The organism is Paracoccus sp. ME4 (genome assembly GCF_046736325.1).
In the GTDB taxonomy this organism is placed as follows: Bacteria; Pseudomonadota; Alphaproteobacteria; order Rhodobacterales; family Rhodobacteraceae; genus Paracoccus.
Map to the genome: position 1 here is coordinate 2,327,140 of NZ_CP151276.1, position 25,863 is coordinate 2,353,002.

The 25,863-nt window shown below is 68.7% G+C and carries 24 protein-coding genes; 11 read left to right on the forward strand and 13 right to left on the reverse strand.

Annotation, left to right across the window (positions count from 1 at the left end; all coding sequences use genetic code 11):
• Positions 1-32: 32 nt before the first annotated feature.
• Complete coding sequence (locus tag AACG61_RS11860) at positions 33-1,778, reverse strand: BCCT family transporter (protein ID WP_411837335.1); 1,746 nt, start codon at positions 1,776-1,778, stop codon at positions 33-35.
• Positions 1,779-1,983: 205 nt separating this feature from the next.
• Between AACG61_RS11860 and hisB the strand changes: the two genes are divergently transcribed.
• The 3 genes from hisB to ade all read left to right on the forward strand — a co-directional run bounded on the left by hisB (position 1,984) and on the right by ade (position 4,956).
• Complete coding sequence (gene hisB, locus AACG61_RS11865; RefSeq protein ID WP_411837336.1) at positions 1,984-2,571, forward strand: imidazoleglycerol-phosphate dehydratase HisB; 588 nt, start codon at positions 1,984-1,986, stop codon at positions 2,569-2,571.
• The gene (hisH, locus tag AACG61_RS11870; protein ID WP_411837337.1) at positions 2,571-3,200 is read left to right on the forward strand and encodes an imidazole glycerol phosphate synthase subunit HisH; all 630 of its coding nucleotides are present in this window, start codon (positions 2,571-2,573) and stop codon (positions 3,198-3,200) included. The genes hisB and hisH overlap by 1 nt, the downstream gene beginning before the upstream one ends.
• A gap of 61 nt (positions 3,201-3,261) precedes the next feature.
• The gene (gene ade, locus AACG61_RS11875) at positions 3,262-4,956 is read left to right on the forward strand and encodes an adenine deaminase (RefSeq protein ID WP_411837338.1); all 1,695 of its coding nucleotides are present in this window, start codon (positions 3,262-3,264) and stop codon (positions 4,954-4,956) included.
• A gap of 3 nt (positions 4,957-4,959) precedes the next feature.
• Here ade and AACG61_RS11880 read toward each other — a convergent pair whose 3' ends face one another.
• On the reverse strand, positions 4,960-5,544 hold the full coding sequence (locus AACG61_RS11880; protein ID WP_411837339.1) for a (d)CMP kinase: 585 nt from the start codon (positions 5,542-5,544) through the stop codon (positions 4,960-4,962).
• 178 nt (positions 5,545-5,722) lie between these two features.
• Here AACG61_RS11880 and AACG61_RS11885 point away from each other — a divergent pair, with 178 nt between their 5' ends.
• Positions 5,723-6,514 carry a LuxR C-terminal-related transcriptional regulator gene (locus tag AACG61_RS11885; RefSeq protein ID WP_411837340.1) on the forward strand — a complete coding sequence of 264 codons (792 nt, stop codon included), beginning with the start codon at positions 5,723-5,725 and terminating at the stop codon, positions 6,512-6,514.
• 183 nt (positions 6,515-6,697) lie between these two features.
• Here AACG61_RS11885 and tsf read toward each other — a convergent pair whose 3' ends face one another.
• Positions 6,698-7,609: a translation elongation factor Ts gene (gene tsf, locus AACG61_RS11890; RefSeq protein WP_411837341.1), complete on the reverse strand. Its 912-nt coding sequence runs from the start codon at positions 7,607-7,609 to the stop codon at positions 6,698-6,700.
• 83 nt (positions 7,610-7,692) lie between these two features.
• Entirely contained in the window at positions 7,693-8,466 is a 774-nt protein-coding gene (rpsB, locus tag AACG61_RS11895; protein WP_411837342.1) for a 30S ribosomal protein S2, read from the reverse strand.
• Between the two features lie 279 nt (positions 8,467-8,745).
• On the opposite strand from rpsB, the gene eda reads away from it, so the two are divergent.
• Both eda and AACG61_RS11905 read left to right on the forward strand, forming a co-directional pair.
• Positions 8,746-9,387 (forward strand): bifunctional 4-hydroxy-2-oxoglutarate aldolase/2-dehydro-3-deoxy-phosphogluconate aldolase, encoded by a 642-nt coding sequence (eda, locus tag AACG61_RS11900; RefSeq protein WP_411837343.1) that lies wholly within the window; start codon positions 8,746-8,748, stop codon positions 9,385-9,387.
• Between the two features lie 2 nt (positions 9,388-9,389).
• Complete coding sequence (locus AACG61_RS11905) at positions 9,390-10,586, forward strand: MFS transporter (RefSeq protein ID WP_411837344.1); 1,197 nt, start codon at positions 9,390-9,392, stop codon at positions 10,584-10,586.
• 2 nt (positions 10,587-10,588) lie between these two features.
• On the opposite strand, the gene xseA is transcribed toward AACG61_RS11905, so the two are convergent.
• Positions 10,589-12,172: an exodeoxyribonuclease VII large subunit gene (xseA, locus tag AACG61_RS11910; RefSeq protein WP_411837345.1), complete on the reverse strand. Its 1,584-nt coding sequence runs from the start codon at positions 12,170-12,172 to the stop codon at positions 10,589-10,591.
• Between the two features lie 62 nt (positions 12,173-12,234).
• Here xseA and purD point away from each other — a divergent pair, with 62 nt between their 5' ends.
• On the forward strand, positions 12,235-13,491 hold the full coding sequence (purD, locus tag AACG61_RS11915; protein ID WP_411837346.1) for a phosphoribosylamine--glycine ligase: 1,257 nt from the start codon (positions 12,235-12,237) through the stop codon (positions 13,489-13,491).
• Positions 13,492-13,584: 93 nt separating this feature from the next.
• Here the strand turns inward: purD and AACG61_RS11920 are convergent, their stop codons facing one another.
• A complete protein-coding gene (locus AACG61_RS11920; protein ID WP_411837347.1) occupies positions 13,585-14,604 on the reverse strand; it encodes a ribose-phosphate pyrophosphokinase in 1,020 nt (339 codons plus the stop codon).
• A gap of 83 nt (positions 14,605-14,687) precedes the next feature.
• On the opposite strand from AACG61_RS11920, the gene AACG61_RS11925 reads away from it, so the two are divergent.
• Together AACG61_RS11925 and AACG61_RS11930 are read left to right on the forward strand one after the other, a co-directional pair.
• A complete protein-coding gene (locus tag AACG61_RS11925) occupies positions 14,688-15,284 on the forward strand; it encodes a 2-hydroxychromene-2-carboxylate isomerase (protein WP_411837348.1) in 597 nt (198 codons plus the stop codon).
• Positions 15,281-16,048, forward strand: coding sequence for an alpha/beta fold hydrolase (locus AACG61_RS11930; protein WP_411837349.1), 768 nt, complete (start codon positions 15,281-15,283; stop codon positions 16,046-16,048). Before AACG61_RS11925 ends, AACG61_RS11930 begins: the two co-directional genes overlap by 4 nt.
• Here the strand turns inward: AACG61_RS11930 and AACG61_RS11935 are convergent.
• From AACG61_RS11935 to AACG61_RS11965, 7 genes are all read right to left on the reverse strand, one after another.
• Entirely contained in the window at positions 16,045-16,392 is a 348-nt protein-coding gene (locus AACG61_RS11935; RefSeq protein WP_411837350.1) for an H-type lectin domain-containing protein, read from the reverse strand. The genes AACG61_RS11930 and AACG61_RS11935 overlap by 4 nt on opposite strands.
• A gap of 128 nt (positions 16,393-16,520) precedes the next feature.
• Entirely contained in the window at positions 16,521-16,970 is a 450-nt protein-coding gene (locus AACG61_RS11940; RefSeq protein WP_411837351.1) for a F0F1 ATP synthase subunit epsilon, read from the reverse strand.
• Positions 16,971-16,979: 9 nt separating this feature from the next.
• Complete coding sequence (gene atpD, locus AACG61_RS11945) at positions 16,980-18,404, reverse strand: F0F1 ATP synthase subunit beta (protein ID WP_411837352.1); 1,425 nt, start codon at positions 18,402-18,404, stop codon at positions 16,980-16,982.
• 23 nt (positions 18,405-18,427) lie between these two features.
• Positions 18,428-19,297 carry a F0F1 ATP synthase subunit gamma gene (locus AACG61_RS11950; RefSeq protein ID WP_411837353.1) on the reverse strand — a complete coding sequence of 290 codons (870 nt, stop codon included), beginning with the start codon at positions 19,295-19,297 and terminating at the stop codon, positions 18,428-18,430.
• Positions 19,298-19,309: 12 nt separating this feature from the next.
• Positions 19,310-20,845, reverse strand: a complete 1,536-nt coding sequence (gene atpA, locus AACG61_RS11955) for a F0F1 ATP synthase subunit alpha (RefSeq protein WP_411837354.1) — start codon at positions 20,843-20,845, stop codon at positions 19,310-19,312.
• On the reverse strand, positions 20,845-21,411 hold the full coding sequence (locus tag AACG61_RS11960; RefSeq protein WP_411837355.1) for a F0F1 ATP synthase subunit delta: 567 nt from the start codon (positions 21,409-21,411) through the stop codon (positions 20,845-20,847). The genes atpA and AACG61_RS11960 overlap by 1 nt, the downstream gene beginning before the upstream one ends.
• Positions 21,412-21,678: 267 nt before the next feature.
• On the reverse strand, positions 21,679-22,467 hold the full coding sequence (locus tag AACG61_RS11965; RefSeq protein ID WP_411837356.1) for a methyltransferase domain-containing protein: 789 nt from the start codon (positions 22,465-22,467) through the stop codon (positions 21,679-21,681).
• A gap of 57 nt (positions 22,468-22,524) precedes the next feature.
• Here AACG61_RS11965 and gloB point away from each other — a divergent pair, with 57 nt between their 5' ends.
• Positions 22,525-23,271: a hydroxyacylglutathione hydrolase gene (gene gloB / locus AACG61_RS11970; RefSeq protein ID WP_411837357.1), complete on the forward strand. Its 747-nt coding sequence runs from the start codon at positions 22,525-22,527 to the stop codon at positions 23,269-23,271.
• Between the two features lie 240 nt (positions 23,272-23,511).
• Entirely contained in the window at positions 23,512-25,836 is a 2,325-nt protein-coding gene (gene clpA / locus AACG61_RS11975) for an ATP-dependent Clp protease ATP-binding subunit ClpA (protein WP_411837358.1), read from the forward strand.
• Positions 25,837-25,863: the final 27 nt, after the last annotated feature.

Here is a 25,863-nt window from a genome sequence, read left to right on the forward strand (position 1 = left end):
CCCGTTCCTGCGTCGTGAAGGCCGCCTGCGGGTCAGCGCAGCTCGCGCCGTTCCGCGATCAGGCCCTTGACCAGCGCGAAGGACGCGCCCAGCAGCACGATGGCGAAGGGGAAGCCCGTCGACACCGCCATGGCCTGCAGCGCGATCAGCCCGCCGCCCAGCAGCAGGGCGATGGCGACCGCGCCCTCGATCGCGACCCAGAAGATGCGCTGCGCGATGGGGGCGTTGACCTTGCCGCCCGCCGCGATCGTGTCGATGACCAGCGATCCGCTGTCCGAGGAGGTCACGAAGAACACGATGACCAGCACGATCCCCACCAGCGAGGTGATCGAGGCCAGCGGAAGCTGGGCCAGCATCTCGAACAGCTCCAGCTCCAGCGGCGCGTCCAGGATGCCCGAGAAGCCCGCGACCGTCATGTCGATCGCCGTGCCGCCCAGCGCCGTCATCCACAGCACCGAGATCAGCGAGGGCACGATCAGCACCGCGACCAGGAACTGCCGCACGGTGCGGCCGCGGCTGACGCGCGCGATGAACATGCCGACGAAGGGCGACCAGCTGATCCACCACGCCCAGTAGAACGCCGTCCAGCCGTGGCGGAAGTTGTCGTCATCGCGGCCGAACGGGTTCGACAGCGGCACCAGCTCGGTCGCATAGGCGCCGAGGTTGCTGAAGAAGTCCGTCAGGATGACCAGCGTCGGCCCCAGCGCGATCACGAAGACCAGAAGCAGCAGGGCCAGCACCATGTTGATCTCGGACAGGCGCTTGACGCCCTTCTCGACGCCCAGCACGACCGAGGTCCCGGCGACCACCGTGATCAGCACGATCAGCACGACCTTGGTCACGTCGCCATCGGGCAGCCCGAAGAGATGCGTCAGCCCCGCCGAGGCCTGTTCGGCCCCCAGCCCCAGCGACGTCGCCAGGCCGAAGATGGTGGCCAGCACCGCGAGGATGTCGATCACATGGCCCGGCCAGCCCCAGATCCGCTCTCCGAAGATCGGATGGAAGACCGACCGCAGCGTCAGCGGCAGACCCTTGTTGAAGGCGAACAGCGCCAGCGAAAGCGCCACGACCGCATAGATCGCCCAGGGGTGCAGGCCCCAGTGGAAGATGGTCGCGGCCATGCCGATGCGGCGGGCGGCGTCCGCATCGCCCTCGGCCCCGCCCAGCGGCGCCCAGTCGGTGCGCAGCCCGTCCTCGATGGTGACGCCGCCCAGGGCGGCCTCGAAATGGCCCAGCGGTTCGCTGACGCCATAGAACATCAGGCCGATGCCCATGCCGGCCGCGAACAGCATCGCGAACCAGCCGGTCAGGCTGAAGTCGGGCGTGGCCTCCGGGCCGCCAAGGCGCACCTTGCCCAGCGGCGACAGGATCAGCCCCAGGCACAGCAGCACGAAGAGGTTGCCCGCCAGCATGAAGAACCAGTCCAGATTGGCGGTCAGCCCGTCGCGCAGGCTGCCGAAGAACGGCTCCAGCTGCGCGGGAAAGATCAGCGTGACGGCGGTGAACAGCACGACCGCCACGGCCGAGATGCCGAAGACCGGGTTGTGGATGTCGAAGGCGAAGGGCGCGCGCCCCTCGATGTTGTCCTGACCGATGGTGTAGTCGGTCTCGATGATCTGGGTCGGACCCTCGGGTTCGGGCAGGGGCTCGACGCCCTCATCCGGGGCGGGTTCGGGGACGCTGCGGTCCGTCTGCGGGGGATAGCGTCCGCTCAGCGCCTCGTGCTGGCGGTTCGGTCCGCCGGGCGTCGCCGGCGGCTTGGGGGGTGTCTGTGACATCTGTCCCTTTCAGATTGCGTCTTGATCGGGTGGCAGGTCCTTGGACCCTTGGCGGAAAACCGCCGCGGAAGGCGTCGTGTGTCTCACATTCCGGTGAGAAAAGCCACCGCAGCCCGATTTGTTCCCGCGCAGGACCATCGGAAGGCACCATCTTGGCGGATCGGACGCGCGCGCCTATAAGGCCGCCTGACAGGAAGGACATCCCATGCGCCAGGCGACCATCACCCGCAAGACCTCGGAAACCGCGATCGAGGTGACGCTGAACCTCGACGGCACCGGGGTCTATGACAACCGGACCGGCGTGGGCTTTTTCGATCACATGCTGGACCAGCTGTCGCGCCATTCGCTGATCGACATGACCATCCGCGCGGAGGGCGACCTGCATATCGACGATCACCACACGGTCGAGGATACGGGCATCGCCATCGGCCAGGCCCTGGTCGCGGCACTTGGCGACAAGAAGGGCATCCGCCGTTACGGCAGCTTCCTGCTGGCCATGGACGATTCGCTGGTCCGCGCGGCGCTCGACCTGTCGGCGCGCCCCTATCTGGTCTGGAACGTCGACTTTCCGTCGCAGAAGATCGGCACCTTCGACACCGAACTGGTGCGCGAATTCTTCCAGGCGCTGTCCACGCATGGCGGCATCACGCTGCATGTGGACCGCCTGCACGGGCTGAACAGCCACCACATCGCCGAGGCCGCCTTCAAGGCCGTGGCCCGCGCGCTGCGCGAGGCGGTCGAGCCCGATCCGCGCATGGCGGGCGTGCTGCCCTCGACCAAGGGGGCGCTGTGATGCGGGTCGCGCTGGTCGATTACGACAGCGGCAACCTGCATTCGGCCGAAAAGGCGTTCCAGCTGATGGGCCGCGACGCGGGCGCCGAGGTCGTCGTGACCGCCGACCCCGAGGTCGCCGCCCGCGCCGACCGCATCGTGCTGCCCGGCGACGGGGCCTTCCCCGCCTGCCGCACCGCCCTGGGCGAGGTGGACGGCATGGCCGAGGCGATCCAGGAAGCCGTGATCAGCCGCGGCGTGCCCTTCATGGGCATCTGCGTCGGCATGCAGATGCTGGCCACCACGGGGCATGAATACCGCGAGACACCGGGCCTCGACTGGATCGGCGGAGAGATCCGCGCCATCGCCGCCCCCGGCCTCAAGGTGCCGCATATGGGCTGGAACGATCTGGTCATCGACCGCCCGCACCCCGTGCTGGAGGGGATCGCGACCGGCGATCACGCCTATTTCGTCCACAGCTGGCAGTTCCAGGTGACCGACCCCGCGCATCTCTTGGCGCATGTCGATTACGGCGGGGCGGTGACGGCGGTGGTCGGACGCGACAACATCGTCGGCACCCAGTTCCACCCCGAGAAGTCCCAGGCCGTGGGCCTGCGCCTGATCGCCAACTTCCTGCGCTGGAACCCCTGAGGGGTCACTGGACCTCCGGCGCCGTTTGCGGTCATGTGCCGCAAACGGACAGGAGAGAGTGATGGATGATCTGGAACGCCGCATCGCCGTGGCCCGGGGCGATCAGCCCGCCGACCTGATCCTGCGCGGCGGCCGGGTCTTCGACCTGATCACCGGCACGATGATGGCGGGCGACGTGGCGATCTGCGGCGACCGGATCGCGGGCATCGGCGATTACGACGGCACCCGCGTGATCGACGTCACCGGGCTGATCCTGGTGCCTGGCTTCATCGACACGCATCTGCATGTCGAAAGCAGCTTGGTCACGCCGTTCGAGTTCGACCGCTGCGTGTCGCCGCGCGGCGGCACCACGGCCATCTGCGACCCGCACGAGATCGCCAACGTCATCGGCCTGGACGGCATCCGCTATTTTCAGGCCGCGTCCGAGCATCTGCTGATGGACCTGCGGGTGCAGCTGTCCTCCTGCGTGCCGTCGACCGAGATGGAGACATCCGGCGCGCGGATCGAGGCCGGGGATCTGGCGCAGGTCATGGGCCACCCCTCGGCCATCGGGCTGGCCGAGTTCATGAACTATCCCGGCGTGATCCACCGCGATCCGGGCGCGATGGCCAAGCTGCGCCTGTTCGCGGGCGGCCATGTCGACGGGCATTGCCCGCAGCTGACGGGTCTGGACCTGAACGCCTATGTCGCTGCCGGCATCCGCACCGAGCATGAGGCCACGACCGCCGAGGAGGCGCTGGAGAAGCTGCGCAAGGGCATGCGCGTCCTGATCCGCGAAGGCTCGGTCAGCAAGGACCTGGATGCGCTGCAGCCGATCCTGACGGATACGACCAGCGCCTATCTGTGCCTGTGCACCGACGACCGCAACCCGCTGGACATCGGAGAGCATGGGCATCTGGACTACATGATCCGCCGGCTGATCGCGCTTGGCACATCGCCGCTGGCGGCCTATCGCGCGGCGTCGCTGTCGGCGGCCGAGGCCTTCGGGCTGAAGGATCGCGGGCTGATCGCGCCGGGCCTGCGCGCCGATATCGTGGCCATCGACAGCCTGGAGGGGTGCCACGCCCAGCTGGTCCTGACCGGCGGACGGGTGGTCGATGACGCGGCCTTCGCCGCGCGCGGGACGGTGGCGCCGGTGGGACGCGCCTCGGTCAAGGCGCCCAAGGTGACGCCGCAGGATTTCCGCTGCACCGGCAACCGCACGGAGACACCGGTGATCGGCATCCTGGAAGGCAAGATCATCACCGAACATCTGACCCATGACATCCCGCCGCAGGACGGCGACAAGCGCCCCGACCCTGCGCGCGATCTGTCCCGCATCGCGGTAATCGAGCGGCATGGGCGCAACGGCAACATCGCCACGGGCTTCGTGCAGGGCTTTGGCCTGGCGCGCGGGGCCATCGCCTCGACCCTGTGCCACGACCATCACAACATCGCCGTGGTGGGCGTCGATTACGCCGACATGGCGCTGGCGGCCAACCGGCTGACCGATCTGGAGGGGGGCTTCGTCGTGGCCTGCGACGGCCGCATCCTGGCCGAGCTGCCCCTGCCGGTCGCCGGGCTGATGAGCCTTGAGCCGTTCGAGACCGTGCGCGACACGCTGATCGCCCTGCGGGAGGCCGCCCGGACCCTGGGCACGACCTTGGAGGAGCCGTTCCTGCAGCTGGCCTTCCTGGCCCTGCCGGTCATTCCCGCGCTGAAGATCACCGATCGCGGCATGGTCGATGTCGCGAAGTTCGAGATCATCGCCCCCTGAGGCTCAGCCGCGCATGCGCTCCACATGGGCGATGGCGGCGGCGACGGCGTCCGCGATGCTCAGGGTGCTGGTGTCCAGCACCACCGCATCGTCGGCGGGGCGCAGGGGCGCGGTCGCGCGCTGGCTGTCGCGCAGGTCGCGTTCGCGCAGCTGGGCCAGCATCTCCGCGGGGTCTGCGCCCAGTTCGGCCGCGCGGCGGGCGGCCCGGACCTCGTCCGAGGCCACGACATAGAGCTTTACCGCCGCATCCGGGCAGATGACCGTGCCGATGTCGCGCCCGTCGAGGACGGCCCCCGGCTCCTGCGCGGCGAAGCGGTGCTGGAACGCGACCAGCGCCTCGCGCACCTCGGGGATGGCGGCGATGCGGCTGGCGGCCTGTCCCGCCTCGGCGCTGCGCAGGTCGGGGCGGGCCAGATCCTCCGCACCCAGCGACCGGGCCGCAGCGACCGGATCGCCGCCCTTGGCGCCGGTCGCGCGATAGAGGAGGCCGGTGTCCAGGTGGTGGAACCCGAACCGCGTGGCCAGCGCGCGGGCGATGGTCCCCTTGCCCGATGCGGCCGGTCCGTCGATGGCGATGATGAAGGGCATGGGTCGGGCTCCGGCAACAGGTCTGTCAGCGGTCCCCATGACACATCCGCCCCCGGCAGGTCCAGCGTGACGGACGCCCGATCACGGACCCATAACATTGTTGCGAGATTGGCCCTTGGCAAAGCCGGTCCGGCAACGTCCTATAGGACTTTAAGTCATGATTTGAGTGCAGACATAGATGTTGACCGGTTTCATCGAACGCCTTCTGGACGCCCGGACCATTCCCGACATCCGCGACGCCTTCCTGGCGGCCGTGCAGCAGCTGGGGTTCGACCATGCGGTCTATGCGGCGCGCTTCATGCTGTCGGTGCCGCGCTCGCTGATGGGCGAGAACCCGGTGGTGTTCAGCAACCTGCCGATGGACCTCATCGCCGAGATCAGGATGCTGCCCGCGCTGGAGCGCGACGGCTGGATCGAATGGGCGCTGACCCATGACGGCGACATCGCGGCGCAGAAGCTGCGCGACCAGGGCCGGCCCTCGCCCTCGCTCGCGCTGGCCGAGCGGCACGGGCTGGCGCAGGCGCAGATCCTCAGCCTGCGGGACAAGGTGCTGAACACGGCGGGCGCGGTGATCGTCATCCCCTTCCAGGGGGCCGATCACGCCGATCTGCGCGACCGATGGCAGCGCACGGGACGCGAGGTGCGGGTCCTGGCCTGGGTGCTGCACATGCGCATGGCCACGATGCAGCGCCACCCCCACGGCGCCGTCCTGACCCCGCGCCAACGCGAGGTGCTGGGATGGCGGTCCGCCGGCAAGACCGTGGCCGAGATCGGGATGATCCTGGGCATCACCCCCGCCACGGTGGAAAAGCACATGCGCCTGGCGCGCGAGGCCCTGGGGGTCGAGACGACGCCCCAGGCCGTGCTGAAGGCCCATGTCACGCATCAGCTGTTCCAGCCCGCGCGCGCGACGCGGGCCCTGCCGGGCGCGCGCGGCAAGGGACGAGACCGGAACACGGCGCCGAGGTAGGGTTTCCCACCGTTTCCTTCGGCGCGCGTTTCGCGTCACATCATCCCGTTCCGTGAGGTGGCACCCCGGTGCCAGGAACAGGCGATGCCCGGCCTCGTTGCCTTGGCCGGGCATCGTCCCCCCAAACGACAGATGCCGACCCCTGGGGGCCGGCATCCGCAGATCAGATAGACAAGGGGCGGATCAGGCGCCGCTGAGGGTCTTGGCGACCTCGGCCGCGAAATCCTCTTCCTTCTTCTCGATGCCCTCGCCGACCATCACGCGGGCATAGCCGGTGATCTCGACGCCGGCGTCCTTGGCGGCCTGCTCGACCGTCAGGTCGGGGTTCATCACGAAGGCCTGGCCCAGCAGGGTGTTCTCGGCCACGAACTTCTTCATCCGGCCCGGGATGATGTTGTTCTGGATGACGGCCTCGGGCTTCGGCTTGTCCGAGGAGGCGTTCTCCTCCAGCGCCTTGGCGGTCTGCACCTGCAGCTCGCGCTCCAGCACGGCCGGGTCCAGCGTCGCCTCGGACAGCGAGACGGGGCTGGTCGCGGCGATGTGCATCGCGAACTGCTTGCCCACGGTCTGCGCCTTGTCGGCCGGACCCGACAGCGCGACCAGCACGCCGATCTTGCCCAGGCCCTCGGCGGCGGCGTTGTGGACGTAGGAGACGACGGTCTCGCCTTCCAGGACCTGCACGCGGCGCAGGGTCAGGTTCTCGCCGATGCGGGCGATGGCGCCGGTGACGACGTCGGCGACGGGCTTGCCGTCCAGCTCGGCGGCCTTCAACGCCTCCACGTCGTCCGAACCCTTCAGCGCCACGGCGGTGATGTCACGGACCAGCTGCTGGAAGTCGGCGTTCTTGGCGACGAAGTCGGTCTCGGAGTTGATCTCGACGGCGACGCCGCGGCCACCCTCGACCTGCACGCCCACCAGACCTTCGGCGGCGACGCGGTCGGCCTTCTTGGCGGCCTTCGCCAGGCCCTTGGTGCGCAGCCAGTCGATGGCGGCTTCCATGTTGCCGTCGTTCTCGGTCAGGGCCTTCTTGGCGTCCATCATGCCTGCGCCGGTGGTCTCGCGCAGTTCCTTCACCATCGCTGCGGTGATTGCCATATCCGTCTCCTATCTGTTCAACGCGTCAGGCGGGGCATATCCCCGCCTGACGACAATTCCGTGAAATCGTTGATCCGGACGGATCAGGCCTCGGCGGGCGCCTCGGCCTCGTCCAGCAGCTCCTCGGGGGCCTCGGCCAGCGAGCCCAGATCGACGCCGGCGGCGCCCATCTGCGCCGACATGCCGTCCAGGGCCGCACGGCTGACCAGGTCGCAATAGAGCGAGATGGCGCGGGCCGCGTCGTCGTTGCCCGGGATGATGTAGTCGATGCCATCGGGCGAGCAGTTGGTGTCGACCACGGCCACGACCGGGATGCCCAGCTTCTTGGCTTCCAGGATGGCCAGGTCTTCCTTGTTCACGTCGATGACGAACAGCAGGTCGGGAAGGCCGCCCATGTCGCGGATGCCGCCCAGCGACGCCTGCAGTTTGGTCTGCTCGCGCTCCAGCTGCAGGCGCTCTTTCTTGGTCAGGCCCTCGGCGCCGCCGGCCATGGTCTCGTCGATCGCCTTCAGGCGGTTGATCGACTGGCTCACGGTCTTCCAGTTGGTCAGCGTGCCGCCCAGCCAGCGGTGGTTCATGTAGAACTGCGCGGACTTCTCGGCGGCTTCGGCGATGGCCTTCTGGGCCTGGCGCTTGGTGCCGACGAACAGGACGCGACCGCCCTTGGCGACGGTGTCGCGGACGACCTGCAGGGCCGCGTCCAGCATCGGCACGGTCTGGGTCAGGTCCAGGATGTGGATGCCATTGCGCTCGCCATAGATGAACTCGCCCATGCGGGGGTTCCAGCGCTGCGTCTGGTGGCCATAGTGAACGCCAGCTTCAAGAAGCTGACGCATGGAGAAATCGGGAAGCGCCATAACGTGTTCCTTTCCGGTTTGCGCCTTGGCAGGGGATCTCAGGGCGGATGCCCCAACCGGTGGACCGTCGCGGCTATGTCCCGCGGGGCCCGCCCCTGCCTGTGAAGTGTGCGCGCCATAGCCGGTGCCCCGCCCGGATGCAAGCGGATTCGCCGAAGCCGCTGTTGCCCTCCTGCCGATAGCGATAACACAGATCGCGGCGCGGTGCCGCTTTCCCTTGCATCAGGCGCATCCGGGGTTCAGGTTCGGGGCGATTTTTCCCTGTCCCGAAGGTGCGCCATGACCCCCCAAGATCAGTCCCGGCAGACGAAAGCCCTGTGCCAGTTGGCGCCGGTCATCCCGGTCATCGTCATCAAGGATGCGGCCCATGCCGAGGGGCTGGCCCGGGCGCTGGTCGCGGGCGGTCTGCCGGTGCTGGAGGTGACGCTGCGCTCGGACGCGGCGCTGGACGCGATCCGCGCCATGAGCGGCGTCGCGGGCGGCCATGTCGGCGCGGGCACCGTGCTGACCCCGGACGATGCGAAGCGTGCCAAGGATGCGGGGGCCAGCTTCGCGGTCTCTCCCGGCCTGACCGACCGGCTGATCGCGGCTTGCGAGGATCTGGCCCTGCCGCTGCTGCCCGGCGCCGTCACCGCCTCCGAGGTGATGCGGGCCGCCGATGCGGGCTTCGACATGCTCAAGTTCTTCCCGGCCGAGGCCGTGGGCGGGGCGCCTGCGCTGAAATCGCTGGCAGGCCCCCTGCCCCGCATCAGCTTCTGCCCCACGGGCGGCGTCACGCCCCAGAACGCGGGAAGCTATCTGTGCCTGCCCAACGTGGTCTGCGTCGGCGGCAGCTGGATCGTGACGGATGCCGACATGGCCGCCGGCAACTGGCAGGCGATCGAGGATCGCGCCCGCACCGCCGCAGCCCTGCGCGGCTGACCATGGACCTGGCGCGCGCCCGCAGGAACGTCACGGTCCTCGTGCTGGCACAGGCGATCCTGGGCGCGCAGATGTCGGTCATCTTCATCGTTGGGGGGCTTGCGGGACAGATCCTGTCGCCGCATCCCTGCCTGGTGACGCTGCCGCTGTCGATGATCATCCTGGGCTCGACCCTGTCGGCGCGGCCCCTGGCACGCTTCATGCAGGCGCGCGGGCGGCAGGCGGGGTTCCTGCTGGCGGTGGCGGCGGGGGCCTTGGGCGCGGCGATCGCTGCGGCGGGGCTGTGGCAGGGCTCGTTCGCGCTGTTCATGGTCGGGTCGGGGCTGACCGGCATCTACATGTCGGCGCAGGGCTTCTACCGCTTTGCCGCCACCGACACCGCGCCCGAGGATTACGCCCCCAAGGCCATCAGCGTGGTCATGGCCGGGGGCCTGGCCGCCGCCATCATCGGGCCTGCGCTGGTGCGCCTGACCAGCGACCTGACCGCCGTGCCGTTCCTCGCGACCTATCTGGCGGTTATCGGCCTGAACCTGGCCGGACCGCTGCTGTTCGCCTTTCTGGATATCCCCAAACCGCCCGCGCCCGCGATGGGCGCCTCCAGCGGCCGCCCGATGCGGCAGATCCTGCGGACCCCCGCCATCGCCGTGGCGATGGTCTGCGGCATGGTCTCCTATGCGCTGATGAACCTGGTGATGACCTCCACGCCCCTGGCCGTGGTGGGCTGCGGATACGACACGGCGGATGCTGCCAACATCGTCAGCGCGCATGTGCTGGCCATGTTCGCGCCCAGTTTCGTCACCGGCCATCTGATCGCACGTTTCGGGGCCGAGACGATCGTGGGCCTGGGCCTGGCGATCCTGGCCGCCGCCGGCGCCGTCGCCCTGTCCGGGGTGGCGCTGGAGCAGTTCTTCATCGCCCTGATCCTATTAGGGATCGGCTGGAACTTCGGCTATATCGGCGCCACCACCATGCTGACCCGCGCCCACGCCCCCGAGGAGCGCGGCCGCGTGCAGGGCATGAACGATTTCGTGGTCTTCGGCGGCGTGTTCCTGGCCTCGCTGTCGTCGGGCGGGCTGATGAACTGTTCGGGCGGCTCCATCGTCGCGGGCTGGAACGCGGTGAACCTGGCGATGCTGCCGTTCCTGGCGCTGGCGGGCGGGGCGCTGATCTGGCTGGTCATGCGCCGCCGCCCCGCCTGAGGTCAGATCAGGGTCTTCTGCTCGGGCGGCGCGGGCTTGCGACGTTTGGGCTTTTCAGGCGCGGCATCGGGGCGCACGGCCACGCGGCGGTTGTCCGCGAATTGCAGCTCCATCCGCGGCGTCCGGGCGGCGACCTCGGGCGTGGTGATCACCCCGCCCTCCGGGTCGCGCAGGATCACGAAGCCGCGCCGCAGCGTCTGTTCGTGCCCCAGGGACAGCCGCATCCGGTCCAGCCGGACCAGCGCATCCTGCCGCTGACGGCGGATGCGGGCCATCGCCGCGACCAGCCGCCGGTCCAGTTCGGCCAGCCGCGCGCCCTGCTGCTCCGTCCGGCGCCGCGTATCCGACAGAACCCGCACCAGCGAATTATCCAGCCGCTGGCGCAGCTGCGCTAGACGGTCGCGCGGACGCTCCAGCCGCCGGGCGCGCGCGCCCTCCAGCCGCATCAGCGCGCGGTCCATCCCCGCGCGCTTGCCTTGGGTGAACTGCCGCAGCATCGCCGCGGGCATGGGCCGTGAGGCCAGCTGCTGTCGCCGCGCGCGGGCCAGCTGCCGCAGCGCAGGCTCCAGCCGTCCGCCCCACAGGTCCAACCGCTGCCGCGCGCCTTCGGTCAGCGCCGCGGGACGGCCCAGGGCGCGGGCCAGATCGCGCAGGCGCTGGCGCGGGCGCTGGATCGCCTGCGCATTGCTGCGCGCCATCCGCGCCCCGGTCTCGGCCAGCCGCGCGGCCAGGTCGGCGCGGACCGGCACGGCCATCTCGGCCGCAGCCGTCGGCGTCGGCGCACGCCGGTCCGAGGCGAAGTCGATCAGCGTCGTGTCCGTCTCATGCCCCACGGCCGAGATTAGGGGAATGGCGCTCTCCGCCGCCGCCCGCACCACCGATTCCTCGTTGAAGCCCCACAGATCCTCCAGCGACCCGCCGCCGCGCGCGACGATGATCAGGTCCGGCCGGGGGATGGGCCCGCCCGGCGCCAGCGCGTTGAAGCCCCGGATCGCGGCCGTCACCTGCGGCGCGCAGCCCTCGCCCTGCACGGCCACCGGCCAGATGATCACGCGGGTCGGAAAGCGGTCGCGCAGCCGGTGCAGGATGTCGCGGATCACCGCACCGGAGGGCGAGGTCACCACCCCGATCACACGCGGCAGGAACGGCAGGGCGCGCTTGCGCTCCTGATCGAACAGCCCCTCGGCCGCCAGGGCCTTGCGGCGCTTCTCCAGCATGGCCATCAGCGCGCCCGCACCGGCGGGCTCGATCTGATCGACGATCATCTGATATTTCGACTGGCCCGGAAAGGTCGTCAGGCGGCCGGTGGCGATGACCTCCATCCCCTCCTCGGGGCGCTGGATCAGGCGGGCGGCCTGCCCCTTCCAGGTGACGGCGGCCAGCACGGCGCGGTCGTCCTTCAGGTCGAAATACAGGTGCCCCGATCCGGGACGGGACACGCGCCCGACCTCGGCCCGCACGCGGACGCGGCCGAACTGGTCCTCGATGCTGCGTTTGACCGCACCGGACAGTTCGGACACGGTGAATTCATGCGCGTTGCTGCCCGGTTCCGGGGCATCGTCCATGTCGTCGTCCAGCAGGTCCATGCGTCTTGTTCCCTTGTCCCTGCCAGACTAGAACGCCGCAAGGTCAAGCGAAAGGGCGGCAGATGAATATCCTGATCCTGGGCGGCGGCGGGCGCGAACATGCGCTGGCCTGGGCGATCCGGCAGAACCCGAAATGCGACCGCCTGATCGTGGCGCCGGGCAATGCGGGCATCGCGGGCGTCGCCGAATGCGCCGATCTGGACGTCCTGTCCCGCGCCGATGTGCTGGAATTCGCCCAAGGCAACGCCATCGACTTCGTCATCGTCGGCCCCGAGGCGCCCCTGGCCGCGGGCGTGTCCGACGCGCTGCGCGATGCGGGCTTCCTGGTCTTCGGCCCGTCGCAGGCCGCGGCCCAGCTGGAGGCGTCCAAGACCTTCACCAAGGAGATCTGCGACGCCTGCGCCGCCCCCACCGCGGCCTGGGCGCGCTTCACCGATGCCGCCGCCGCGCGCGATTACGTGACCGCCCAAGGCGCGCCGATCGTGGTCAAGGCCGACGGGCTGGCCGCCGGCAAGGGCGTCACCGTGGCCGAGACGGTGGGTCAGGCCCATGCCGCCATCGACGACATCTTCGACGGGGCCTTCGGCACCATGTCCGTCGTCATCGAGGAGTTCATGGACGGAGAGGAGGCCAGCTTCTTCATCCTGTCGGACGGCACCGACTGCCTGGCCATCGGCACCGCCCAGGACCACAAGCGCGTGGGCGACGGCGATACCGGCCCGAACACCGGCGGGATGGGCGCCTACAGCCCCGCCCCGGTGCTGACGCAGGCGATCCAGGACCAGGTGATGGCGCGCATCGTGCGCCCCACCATTGCCGAGATGGCGCGGCGCGGCACGCCCTTCCAGGGGGTGCTCTATGCCGGGCTGATGATTGCCGAGGGTCAGGCGCGGCTGGTCGAATACAACGTCCGCTTCGGCGACCCGGAATGCCAGGTGCTGATGATGCGGCTTGGCGGGCAGGTGCTGGACCTGCTTCTGGCCTGCGCCGAGGGGCGGCTGGCCGACACGGCGGTCACCTGGGCCGACGATCACGCGCTGACCGTGGTGATGGCCGCGCGCGGCTATCCCGGCGCCTATGACAAGGGCAGCGTGATCGGCGGCCTAAAATCCCTGCCCGAGAGCAGCTTCCAGATGACCTTCCACGCCGGCACCGCGGAACGCGACGGCGCGATCGTGGCGACCGGCGGCCGGGTCCTGGCCTGCACCGGCCGCGGCGCCACCCTGACCGAGGCGCATCGCCGCGCCTATGCGCTGGTCGACGCGATCGACTGGCCGCAGGGCTTCTGCCGCGGCGACATCGGCTGGCGCGCCCTGTGACGGCAGGGGCCGGCGCATCGACGACGCACCGGCCCTTCTTCTTCAGAAAGATATCCCCGCCGGAGGCATCCCCGGCCCCGGCGCGCGCGGCGGTCAGCTGGGCGAATACAGACCCTCGTAGATCGGCAGCAGCGTGTCCACCTCGAACAGGCTGCTGACCGAGGTGCCGTTCCAGATGTTCAGGATCGCCTGCGTGAACATCGGCGCGGTCGGCACGATGCGGATGTTCGGCGCGTTGCGGACCGCGTCCGACGGCTGGATCGAATCGGTGATGACCAGCGACTTCATCACCGACTTGCTGACCCGCTCGACCGCGGGGCCCGACAGCACGCCGTGGGTGATGTAGGCATGGACCTCGGTCGCGCCGTTGTCGGTCAGAACCTGGGCGGCCTTGCACAGCGTGCCGGCCGTGTCGCAGATGTCGTCGACGATGATGCAGGCCTTGCCCGAGACGTCGCCGATCACGGTCATCTCTGCGACCTCGCCGGCCTTTTCGCGGCGCTTGTCCACGATGGCCAGGGGGGCGCCGATCCGCGTCGCCAGCTCGCGCGCGCGCGCCACCCCGCCCACATCGGGCGAGACCACCATCAGATCGCCCATCCGGCCCTTGAAGTGGTGCTGCACGTCCAGCGCGAAGACCGGCGCGGCATAGAGGTTGTCCACCGGAATGTCGAAGAAGCCCTGGATCTGGGCCGCGTGCAGGTCCAGCGTCAGGACGCGGTCGATGCCCGCATTGGTCAGCAGGTTCGCGACCAGCTTGGCGGTGATCGGCGTGCGGGCCTTGGCGCGGCGGTCCTGGCGGGCATAGCCGAAATAGGGAATCACGGCGGTGATGCGCGCGGCCGAGGACCGCTTCAGCGCATCGACCATGATCAGCAGTTCCATCAGGTTGTCATTGGCCGGATTCGAGGTCGGCTGGATGATGTACATGTCCTCGCCGCGGACATTCTCATAGACCTCGACGAAGATCTCGGCATCGTTGAACCGCTCGACCCGCGCATCCAGCAGGTTCACGCTCATCCCGCGATGAAGCGACATGCGCCGCGCGATGGATTGGGCCAGCGGGCGGTTCGCGTTGCCGGAGATCAGCTTGGGTTCGGTCATGACGGGCATGGGGCGGGCCTTTGGGTTGCGTCAGATTGCGGCTGCCTTAGCACCGCGCTAGCCTGCGGGCAAACCCGTAAAAGGACCCGACCATGGCCCATATCGACTATTACCTCGGGACGATCAGCCCCTGGTGCTATCTGGCCGGCGACCGGCTGGAGGGCATCGCCGCCCGCCACGGCGCGACCGTCACCTACAAGCCCCTGGACCTGCTGCAACTCTTCGACCGCACCGGCGGCGTGCGTCCGGCACAGCGCCATGCCAGCCGCATGGAATACCGCGCGCAGGAGCTGCCGCGTTGGGCCGCGCATCTGGGCATGGCCCTGAACCTGCGGCCCGCCTTCTGGCCGGTGAACATGGCGCCCTCCAGCTATGCGATCATCGCGGCGCAGGCGCAGGGCGGTGATGTCGGCCCGCTGGTGCAGGCCTTCCTGCGCGCGGTCTGGGCCGAGGAGCGCGACATCAGCGACGACACGGTGATCCGCGACATCCTTCAGGCGCAGGGCTTCGACCCGTCGCTGGCCGATACCGGCCTCTTCGTCGGCGCCGAGACCTATGGCCGCAACCTGGAGGAGGCCGTCGCCGCCGGGGCCTTCGGCGCCCCCTTCTACATCGTGCGCGAGACCGGAGAGCGGTTCTGGGGACAGGACCGGCTGGACTTCCTGGACCGCCACCTGGCCGCGCTGTGAGCGGGCTGCATCTGCGCCACTGGCCGGGCGACGCCGATCGCCCGGCTCTGGCGATGCACTGCATGATGGGCAGCGGCGCGACCTGGGGGCCGGTGGCCGAGGCCATGGGCGGGCGGATCGACCTCACCGGCTTCGACATGCCGGGCCACGGACGCAGCGACGACTGGATGCCGGGGGCGGAGGACCCGGACTATTTCACCGCCGTCACGCGCCTCGCCGCGGCATTGATCGAGCGTCCGCTGGACCTGATCGGGCACAGCTTCGGCGCGGTCGTGGCGCTGCGCATCGCGGTCGCCGCCCCCGAGGCCATCCGCAGCCTGACCCTGATCGAGCCGGTGCTGTTCGCGGCCCATCCCGACCCCGATCAGCAGGCCCGCGACGCCCGCATGGCCGCGCTTCTGGATCAGGGCGACGCCGCGCGGGCCGCGACCGAGTTCCTGTCGGTCTGGGGTCAGGGCCCCGCGCCCGAGGCGCCCTCGCCGCGGCTGATGCGCCAGATCGCACTGGTCGCCCAGACCGGCGCGGCGCTGCATCAGGACAGCGCCCGCCTGCTGCGCCCCGACGGGCTGGAGGCCATCGACGCGCCGGTGCTGCTGATCCAGGGGGGCGACAGCCCGCCGGTGGTGGGCGGCATCATCGACGCGCTGGCCGCGCGCCTGCCCGATGTCGGGCGCGCCACGATCCCGGGCGCGGGGCACATGGCGCCCCTGACCCATCCCGCGCAGGTCGCCGGGCTGATCGGGGTGAACCTGGACCGCGCCTAGAGGATGAAGTCCTGCTCGTCGGGGACCGCGCCGATGGCCAGCCAGCTGACCCGCATCCGCGCGATGCGGGTGTCGCCCCAGGTCTGGAACACCAGCTCGAACCCCGTCAACGTCACCGCCTCGACCCGCAGGTCGCCGCGCTGGTTGCGCTCGCTGTCCATGTCCCACATGCCCATGCTGACATGCACCACGGGCGGCGCGATGAAGCGTTCGTCGAAGACGATGGGCTGGCGGTGGATGCGCTCGCCCTCGCCGGTCCACATCGGACCCTGGGTGTCGAAATCGGACACCACCATGACCTCGCCGCGCTGGATCCCGATCTCGTGAAACGCAAATCGCTGCATCGCTCCCCCCTCCTCATGGTTGCGTGCCGGTCCCTGCATGCCGCAGCGGCAAGCCGGTCCGGCAAAAATGCATCAGGCCCCGGCGCGGTGCCGGGGCCTGATGTCGGTGGTCTGACGCGACGGCCCGATCAGTCGGGCACCGTCGCCTGGTTCGGGTCCAGCCCGATATGGGTGCCAAGCGCCTGCATGTCGCCCAGCAGCTTGACGGCGGCGGTCACGATCTCCTCGCCGACATGCTCGCGCCGTTCCTTGGCGCTGCGATGGGCGCGGTGGGCGTCCTTCAGCATGTCGTTGTAGACCTCCTGCGTGATCTCCTCACGCGGATGGCCGCGCTCGGCCAGGAGGCTGACACTCTCCTGGTTGATCTCGGCGAAGCCGCCGGTCACGGCGAATTCCTTGGTGGAGCCGTCGGCGCCGACCAGGGTCACCATGCCCGGACGCAGGGTCACGATCGTGGGCGCATGGCCGGGCATGGCGGTCAGATCGCCATCGCTGCCCGGCAGGCGCACCTCGCGCACGGGAACGGAGGCGAGGCTCCGTTCCGGCGACACGAGGTCGAACTGCATGGTATCGGCCATGATGCCCCCTTACGCCGCTTCGGCGGCCAGACGCTGTGCCTTGGCCTTCACGTCCTCGATGTCGCCGACCATGTAGAAGGCCGATTCCGGCAGGTGGTCGTACTCACCCGCGACGACAGCCTTGAACGAGGCGATGGTCTTCTCCAGCGGCACCTGGACGCCGTCCGAACCAGTGAAGACCTTGGCCACGTCGAAGGGCTGCGACAGGAAGCGCTGGATCTTGCGCGCGCGGGTCACGGTCAGCTTGTCCTCTTCGGACAGTTCGTCCATGCCCAGGATCGCGATGATGTCCTGCAGCGACTTGTACTTCTGCAGGATGCCCTGCACGTCGCGCGCCACCTGGTAGTGCTCCTCGCCGACGACGGCGGGGTCCAGGATGCGGCTGTTGGAGTCCAGCGGATCCACGGCCGGGTAGATGCCCAGCTCCGAGATCGCGCGCGACAGAACGGTCGTGGCGTCCAAGTGGGCGAAGGTCGTGGCGGGCGCCGGGTCGGTGAGGTCGTCGGCCGGGACGTAGACGGCCTGGATCGAGGTGATCGAGCCGTTCTTGGTCGAGGTGATGCGTTCCTGCATCGCGCCCATGTCGGTGGCCAGCGTCGGCTGATAGCCCACGGCGGAGGGGATGCGGCCCAGCAGTGCCGACACTTCCGAACCGGCCTGGGTGAAGCGGAAGATGTTGTCCACGAAGAACAGCACGTCCGTGCCCGACGCGTCGCGGAACTGCTCCGCCAGGGTCAGACCGGTCAGGGCGACGCGCATGCGGGCCCCCGGCGGCTCGTTCATCTGGCCATAGACCAGGGCCACCTTCGATTCGGTCAGGTTGTCGGGAACGATGACGCCCGATTCGACCATCTCGTGATACAGGTCGTTGCCTTCGCGGGTGCGTTCACCCACACCGGCGAAGACCGAGTAGCCCGAGTGCACCTTGGCGATGTTGTTGATCAGTTCCATGATCAGAACCGTCTTGCCCACGCCGGCGCCGCCGAACAGGCCGATCTTGCCGCCCTTGGAATAGGGCGCCAGCAGGTCGATGACCTTGATGCCGGTCACCAGGATCTCCGAGCTGGTCGCCTGAGCGGCGAAGTCGGGGGCCGGCTGGTGGATCGCGCGGCTCTCGCCGGCGGCCAGGGGGGTGCCCTCGTCCACGGGCTCGCCCACGACGTTCAGGATGCGGCCCAGGGTCACGTCGCCCACGGGCACGGTGATCGGGCCACCGGTGTCGGAGACGGCCTCGCCGCGGACCAGACCTTCGGTCGCGTCCATGGCGATGGTGCGGACGGTGTTCTCGCCCAGGTGCTGGGCCACTTCCAGCACCAGCTTCTTGCCGTTGTTGGTCGTTTCCAGCGCGTTCAGAATCGCGGGCAGGTGGTTGTCGAACTGCACGTCAACGACGGCGCCGATCACCTGCGTGATTTTACCAGTGGCCTCTGCCATGTCATCACCCTCTAGCGTTACGGTCAGAGCGCCTCGGCGCCCGAAATGATTTCGATGAGTTCCTTGGTGATCGCAGCCTGACGCGAGCGGTTGTACTCGGTGGTCAGACGGTCGATCATGTCGCCCGCGTTGCGCGTGGCGTTGTCCATGGCACTCATCCGCGCGCCCTGTTCGGACGCCGCATTCTCCAGCAGCGCGGCAAAGATCTGCGTCGCGACCGAGCGCGGCAGCAGATCGGCCAGAAGCTCCTCCTCGCCCGGCTCGTAATCATAGAGCGCGTTGGCGCTGGCCCCTTCCGGCACCTCGGCGGGGATCACCTGCCGGGCGGTCGGAATCTGGCTGATCACCGATTCGAAGCGGTTGTAGAACAGCGTCGCCACGTCGAAGTCGCCCTTGTCGAAGCGGGCCAGAACCTCGTCCGCGATGGCGCGGGCGGTGTCATAGCCCATGCGCTTGACCTCGGACAGGTCGACATGGTGCACGAACAGGCTGCCATAGTCGCGCTTCAGCTGCTCGCGGCCCTTCTTGCCGACGGTCAGGATCGCGACCTCCTTGCCTTCGCCCCGCAGCCGTTCGGCGTGCTGGCGGGCCAGACGCACGATCGAGCTGTTGAAGCCGCCGGCAAGGCCGCGTTCCGCCGTCATCACGACCAGCAGGTGACGCCTGTCATCGCCCGTGCCCGCCAGCAAGCGCGGCGCGCCGGACTGGCCTGCCGCATTCGCGGTCAGGCCGGCCATGACGGCCGCCATGCGGTCGGCATAGGGGCGCGCGGCCTCCGCCGCGTCCTGCGCGCGGCGCAGTTTCGCGGCGGCGACCATCTGCATCGCCTTGGTGATCTTGCGCGTGTTCTTGACGCTGCCGATCCGGTTCTTGAGATCCTTGAGACTGGGCATCTATTCCCCCTCTCAGGCGCGGGTGCGGTTGTATTCGTCCAGCGCCGCCTTGATCGCATTCTCCAGATCGCCGCCGACCTTGCGGTCGTTGCGGGTCATGTCGTCCAGCAGGTCGGACTTCTGGCTGCGCAGGAACTGGATCAGGCCCTCTTCCCAGGCCGTGATCTCACGGACGGGAACCTGGTCGATGTAGCCCTTGGTGCCGGCATAGATGACGATCACGATCTCGGCGTTCGTCAGCGGACGGTACTGGGGCTGCTTCATCAGCTCGGTCAGGCGCGCGCCGCGGTTCAGCAGGCGCTGCGTCGAGGCGTCGAGATCCGAGCCGAACTGCGCGAAGGCCGCCATCTCGCGGTACTGCGCCAGCTCCAGCTTGACCGGACCCGCGACCGACTTCATCGCCTTGGTCTGGGCGGCCGAACCCACGCGGCTGACCGACAGACCGGTGTTCACGGCCGGGCGGACGCCCTGGAAGAACAGTTCCGTCTCCAGGAAGATCTGGCCGTCGGTGATCGAGATCACGTTGGTCGGGATGTAGGCCGACACGTCGCCCGCCTGCGTCTCGATGATCGGGAGTGCCGTCAGCGAGCCCGAGCCGTTGGCCTCGTTCAGCTTGGCCGAACGCTCCAGCAGGCGCGAGTGCAGATAGAAGACGTCGCCCGGATAGGCTTCGCGTCCGGGCGGACGGCGCAGCAGCAGCGACATCTGGCGATAGGCCACGGCCTGCTTGGACAGGTCGTCATAGATGATCAGCGCGTCCATGCCGTTGTCGCGGAAGTACTCACCGATCGCAGTGCCCGAATAGGGCGCCAGGAACTGCATCGGCGCCGGGTCGGACGCGGTCGCGGCCACCACAGTGGTGTAGGCCATGGCGCCGGTCTCTTCCAGCTTCTTGACCAGCTGGGCGACGGTCGAACGCTTCTGACCCACGGCGACGTAGATGCAGTGCAGCGTCTTCATGCCCTCGGCCTCGCGGCCGTTGTAGTTCATCTGGTTCAGGATCGTGTCCAGCGCGATGGCGGTCTTGCCGGTCTGGCGGTCGCCGATGATCAGCTCGCGCTGGCCACGGCCGACGGGGATCATGGCGTCCACGGACTTCAGGCCGGTCGCCATCGGCTCGTGCACCGACTTGCGCGGCATGATGCCGGGGGCCTTGACGTCGGCGATGCGGCGCTCGGTCGTCTCGATCGGGCCCTTGCCGTCGATCGGGTTGCCCAGGCCGTCCACGACGCGGCCCAGCAGGGCCTTGCCCACGGGAACGTCCACGATCGAGCGGGTGCGCTTGACGGTGTCGCCTTCCTTGATCTGACGGTCGTCGCCGAAGATCACGATGCCGACGTTGTCGGTCTCGAGGTTCAGCACCATGCCGCGGACGCCGCCGGGGAACTCGACCATCTCGCCGGCCTGGACCTTGTCCAGACCATAGACGCGGGCGATGCCGTCACCGACGGACAGGACCTGACCAACCTCGGCGACTTCGGCATCCTGGCCGAAGTTCTTGATCTGCTCCTTGAGGATCGCCGAAATTTCGGCAGCCTGGATTCCCATTATCCGACCTCTTTCATGACATTCTGCAGGGAAGCGAGCTTCGAGCGGACCGAACTGTCGATCATCTGCGAGCCCAACTTGACAATCATGCCGCCGATGAGGGTCTCATCGACGCGCGTGTTCAGCGTGACCGTCTTGCCGGTCTTTTCGGCCAGGGTGGCCTTCAGGCGCTCGACCTGCTCGTCGTTCAGCGCGATGGCGCTGGTGACGTCGGCCGTGACCTCGCCCCGCTCGGTCGCGATCAGCGCGGCCAGACGGTCCAGCAGCTGCGGCAGCACGAACAGGCGACGGTTCTTCGCCATCAGCTGCAGCGTGTTGGCCAGCACCGGCGAAAGGGCCATGCGCTCGGCCAGCGCGCCAATGGCGCGGGCCTGCTGGTCGCGGGAATAGATCGGGCTGGCGATCAGGTCGCGCAGCTCGGCGCTGTCGTGCAGGGCGGCGGCCAGATCGTCGGTCTGGGTCGCCAGGGCGTCCACGCCCCCGCCTTCCCTCGCGATCTCGAAGACGGCCTGCGCATAGCGTCCGGCGATGCTCTGGGACATGGAAACAGAGTTGGCCACGGTCATCCTTTACGGTTTGCGCAAACCCCGCTGGCGGGCCGGGCTGCTGCCTGGTCTGTCGCGGGGTGCGGGTCGCGGTCGCGCGGCTGATGGAAGGTCGCGCAAATCTGCGGCGTCTCTAGCAGGTGATTTCGACCCCGGCAACCGTCAAGGACAGGGAAACGCAGGCTGTTGCGACAAACCCGGCATGATTGCGCAAACCCCCGCGGCACCCCCTGCGGACCACCGCCCGGACCCGGTTCCGCACTGTGGCAGGATGTCGCATCCAGACCGTCAGCGCGGCGAATCCCGCCCGGAGATCCGTCCCGAGGGCGCTGCCTGCGGGCGGGGTCGTGCGACGCCGTCCAGGATCTCCAGCGGGCTGGGGACATGGATTCGCACCCCCGGCCCCACCGGCGCGCGGGTCTGCTTGGACAGCTCGACCAGGATCACGCCCGCGATCAGCACCCGGCTGATGCGCGCGCCGGTGCGTTCCCAGAACTGCGCGCTGCCCAGCCAGAATCGCCTGTCGGACGGTGGGATATAGACCGCGCTGCCGTGCCAGTCGGGGCTGAACCCCGCCCGCCGCATCTGCGCCTCGACCTGGCCCGTCGTGTAGGCGCGCCCGAATCCGAAGGGCGTGCGGTCGGACGCCGCCCACAGGCCCGCGCGGTTCGGCACCATCAGCATCATCCGCCCGCCGGGGCCCAGACAGCGCCAGGCCTCGTCCAGCAGTTCGCGCGGATGCTCGCTGGTCTCCAGACCGTGCAGCATGACCAGCCGGTCCAGGCTGCCGGTCTCGACGGGCCAGGCGGTCTCGTCGCACAGGACGGCGTGGTTGGGCATCCCGGCAGGCCAGCCCATCACGCCCTGCGGCCCCGGCATCAGCGCCGTCACCCGCCGCGCGCGGCCCAGATAGGGGCGCAGCATGGGGGCCGCGAAGCCGTATCCGGCGACCGTCATGCCCGCGCATTGGGCCGGGTCCCACCGTCCCGTCAGCCGGTCGCGCAGGATGCGCTGGACGACCCGGCCCAGGGCGCGCTGATAATAAAACCGCCGCAACTGGTCGATGTCATGGTGCATTGCGCCGGGGTCCCGCGTTTGTCAGGCTCAGGTGAACACATGGTCGAGGATTTGCCAATGCCGCTGGAACTGGTCACGCTGCGCTGTCTGACGGACAATTACGCCTATCTGCTGCATTCGAACGCCGGCACCGTCCTGATCGACGCGCCCGAGGCGCTGCCCGTGCTGACCGAACTGGATGCGCGGGGCTGGGGCCTGGACGCGATCCTGCTGACGCATCACCACGACGACCACATCCAGGCGGTGCCCGAGATCGTCGCCGCCACCGGGGCGCGGGTCATGGGGGCTGCCGCCGACGCCCATCGCCTGCCGCCATTGGACATGCGCCTGGCCCCGGGAGAGCCGCTGGAGGTGCTGGGCGAAAGCGTGAGCGTCATCGAGGTCTCGGGCCACACGATCGGCCATGTGGCCTTCCACTGTCCCGAAAGCGGCCTGGCCTTCACCGCCGACAGCCTGATGGCGATGGGCTGCGGGCGCCTGTTCGAGGGCGACGCGCCGACCATGTGGGCCAGCCTGCAGCGGCTGGATGCCCTGCCCGGCGACACGCTGATCTGTTCGGGGCACGACTATTGCGCGGGCAACGGCGCCTTCGCGCTGTCGGTCGATCCCGAGAACGAGGCCCTGCAGGCACGCCTGCAGGCCATCGCCGAGGCCCGCCAGCCCTGCGCCCCGGCGACGCTTGAGACCGAACGCGCGACGAACCCGTTCCTGCGCGCCGCCGCGCTGGCCGAATCCCTGGGGATGGCCGGGGCGCCCGAGGCCGAGGTCTTTGCCCGGCTGCGCCAGATGAAGGACCGGTTCTGAGCGCGGCCCGGCGCGGCCTGCGTCATGCGCGCGCAGGCCGTGCCGGGGGTCGGGACGCGCCCGGCTTGAAATGCGGGCTTTGTGACATCACATCTGCCTCAACCGTGGGAAAATCGTGGCACCTGTCGGAAAAACCACTTGATGCCGGGCGAAATCCACCAAATCTTAACCTTACCATGACAGTCTGGGCAGGTGGGCAGCGAACGGCCCATACCGCCAGCCGACTGACAGGAGACGACCGTGCCAAGTTTCTCGACCTCCCTGGAACAGGCCATTCACCAGGCTCTCGCGCTGGCGAACGAACACAGACACGAACTTGCGACGCTGGAGCATCTGCTGCTGGCGCTGACCGAGGAGCCGGATGCGGTCAAGGTCATGCGCGCCTGCAATGTCGACCTCGAGGAGCTGCGCAAGACGCTGGTCGAGTTCATCGAGGATGACCTGTCGACCCTGATCACCGACGTCGAAGGCTCCGAGGCGGTGCCGACCGCGGCGTTCCAGCGCGTGATCCAGCGCGCCGCGATCCATGTCCAAAGCTCGGGCCGCCAGGAGGTGACTGGGGCCAACGTGCTGGTCGCCATCTTCGCGGAGCGCGAATCGAACGCCGCCTATTTCCTGCAGGAGATGGACATGACCCGTTACGACGCGGTCAACTTCATCGCCCATGGCGTGGCCAAGAACCCCTCCTTCAACGAGCCCCGCAAGGTCGTGGGCTCCGAGGAGCCGGTCGAGCAGAGCAAGGCCGAGGCCGCCCCCGACCCAAAGGACGAGACCGCGCTTGGCAAGTACTGCGTCGACCTGAACGTCAAGTCGAAGAAGGGCGACGTCGACCCGCTGATCGGCCGCGAGGCCGAGGTCGAGCGGGCGATCCAGGTCCTGTGCCGCCGGCGCAAGAACAACCCGCTGCTGGTGGGTGATCCCGGCGTGGGCAAGACCGCCATCGCCGAAGGCCTGGCGCTGAAGATCACCCGCGGCGAGACGCCCGAGGTCCTGGCCGGGGCGACGATCTTCTCGCTGGACATGGGCGCGCTCCTGGCCGGTACCCGCTATCGCGGCGACTTCGAGGAGCGGTTGAAGGCCGTCGTCAAGGAACTGGAGGCGCATCCCGATGCGATTCTGTTCATCGACGAAATCCACACCGTCATCGGTGCGGGCGCGACCTCCGGCGGGGCGATGGACGCGTCGAACCTGCTGAAGCCCGCGCTGGCGGGCGGCAAGCTGCGCTGCATGGGCTCGACGACCTACAAGGAGTATCGCCAGCACTTCGAGAAGGACCGCGCGCTGAGCCGCCGGTTCCAGAAGATCGACGTGAACGAACCTTCGGTGCCCGACACCATCAAGATCCTGATGGGTCTGAAGCCGCATTTCGAGGCGCATCACGACCTGCGCTATACCAATGACGCGATCAAGTCGGCGGTGGAACTGGCGGCACGCTACATCAACGACCGCAAGCTGCCCGACAGCGCCATCGACGTCATCGACGAGGCGGGTGCGGCCCAGCATCTGGTGAGCGAGAGCAAGCGCCGGAAGACGATCAGCCCCAAGGAGATCGAGGCCGTCGTGGCCAAGATCGCCCGCATCCCGCCCAAGAACGTCAGCAAGAACGACGCTGAGGTCCTGCGCGATCTGGATGCCGGTCTGAAGCGCGTCGTGTTTGGTCAGGACAACGCCATCGAGATGCTGTCCAGCGCCATCAAGCTGGCCCGCGCGGGCCTGCGCGAACCCGAGAAACCCATCGGCAACTACCTGTTCGCGGGCCCGACCGGCGTCGGCAAGACCGAGGTGGCCAAGCAGCTGGCCTCCAGCCTGGGCGTCGAGCTGATCCGCTTCGACATGTCGGAATACATGGAGAAGCATGCCGTCAGCCGCCTGATCGGCGCGCCTCCGGGCTATGTGGGCTTCGATCAGGGCGGTCTCCTGACCGACGGCGTGGACCAGCACCCGCATTGCGTGCTGCTCCTGGACGAGATCGAGAAGGCGCATCCGGATGTGTTCAACATCCTGCTGCAGATCATGGATGCGGGGCGGCTGACCGATCATAACGGCCGGACCGTCGATTTCCGCAACGTGATCCTGATCATGACCTCGAATGCGGGCGCCGCGGATCAGGCCAAGGCCGCGATCGGATTCGGCCGCGATCGGCGAGAGGGCGAGGATACGGCCGCGATCGAGCGGACCTTCACGCCCGAGTTCCGCAACCGTCTGGACGCGATCATCAGCTTTGCGCCGCTGTCGCGCGACGTCGTGGTCCACGTGGTCGAGAAGTTCGTTCTGCAGCTGGAGGCCCAGCTGATGGACCGCAACGTCCATATCGAGCTGACCCCCGAGGCCGCCAACTGGCTGGCCGAGAAGGGCTATGACGACCGCATGGGCGCCCGGCCCCTGGGCCGCGTCATCCAGGAGAGCATCAAGAAACCCCTGGCCGAGGAGCTGCTGTTCGGTCGGTTGACCAAGGGCGGCGTGGTCCGTGTGAAGATCGAGGACGACAAGCCCGCCTTCGATATCACCGGCCCCGACACGCCGCGCATCGGCAAGACCAAGACGCCGCTGCTGACGGCCGAGTGAAAAGAGGGCGGACCCTGCCGGGGTCCG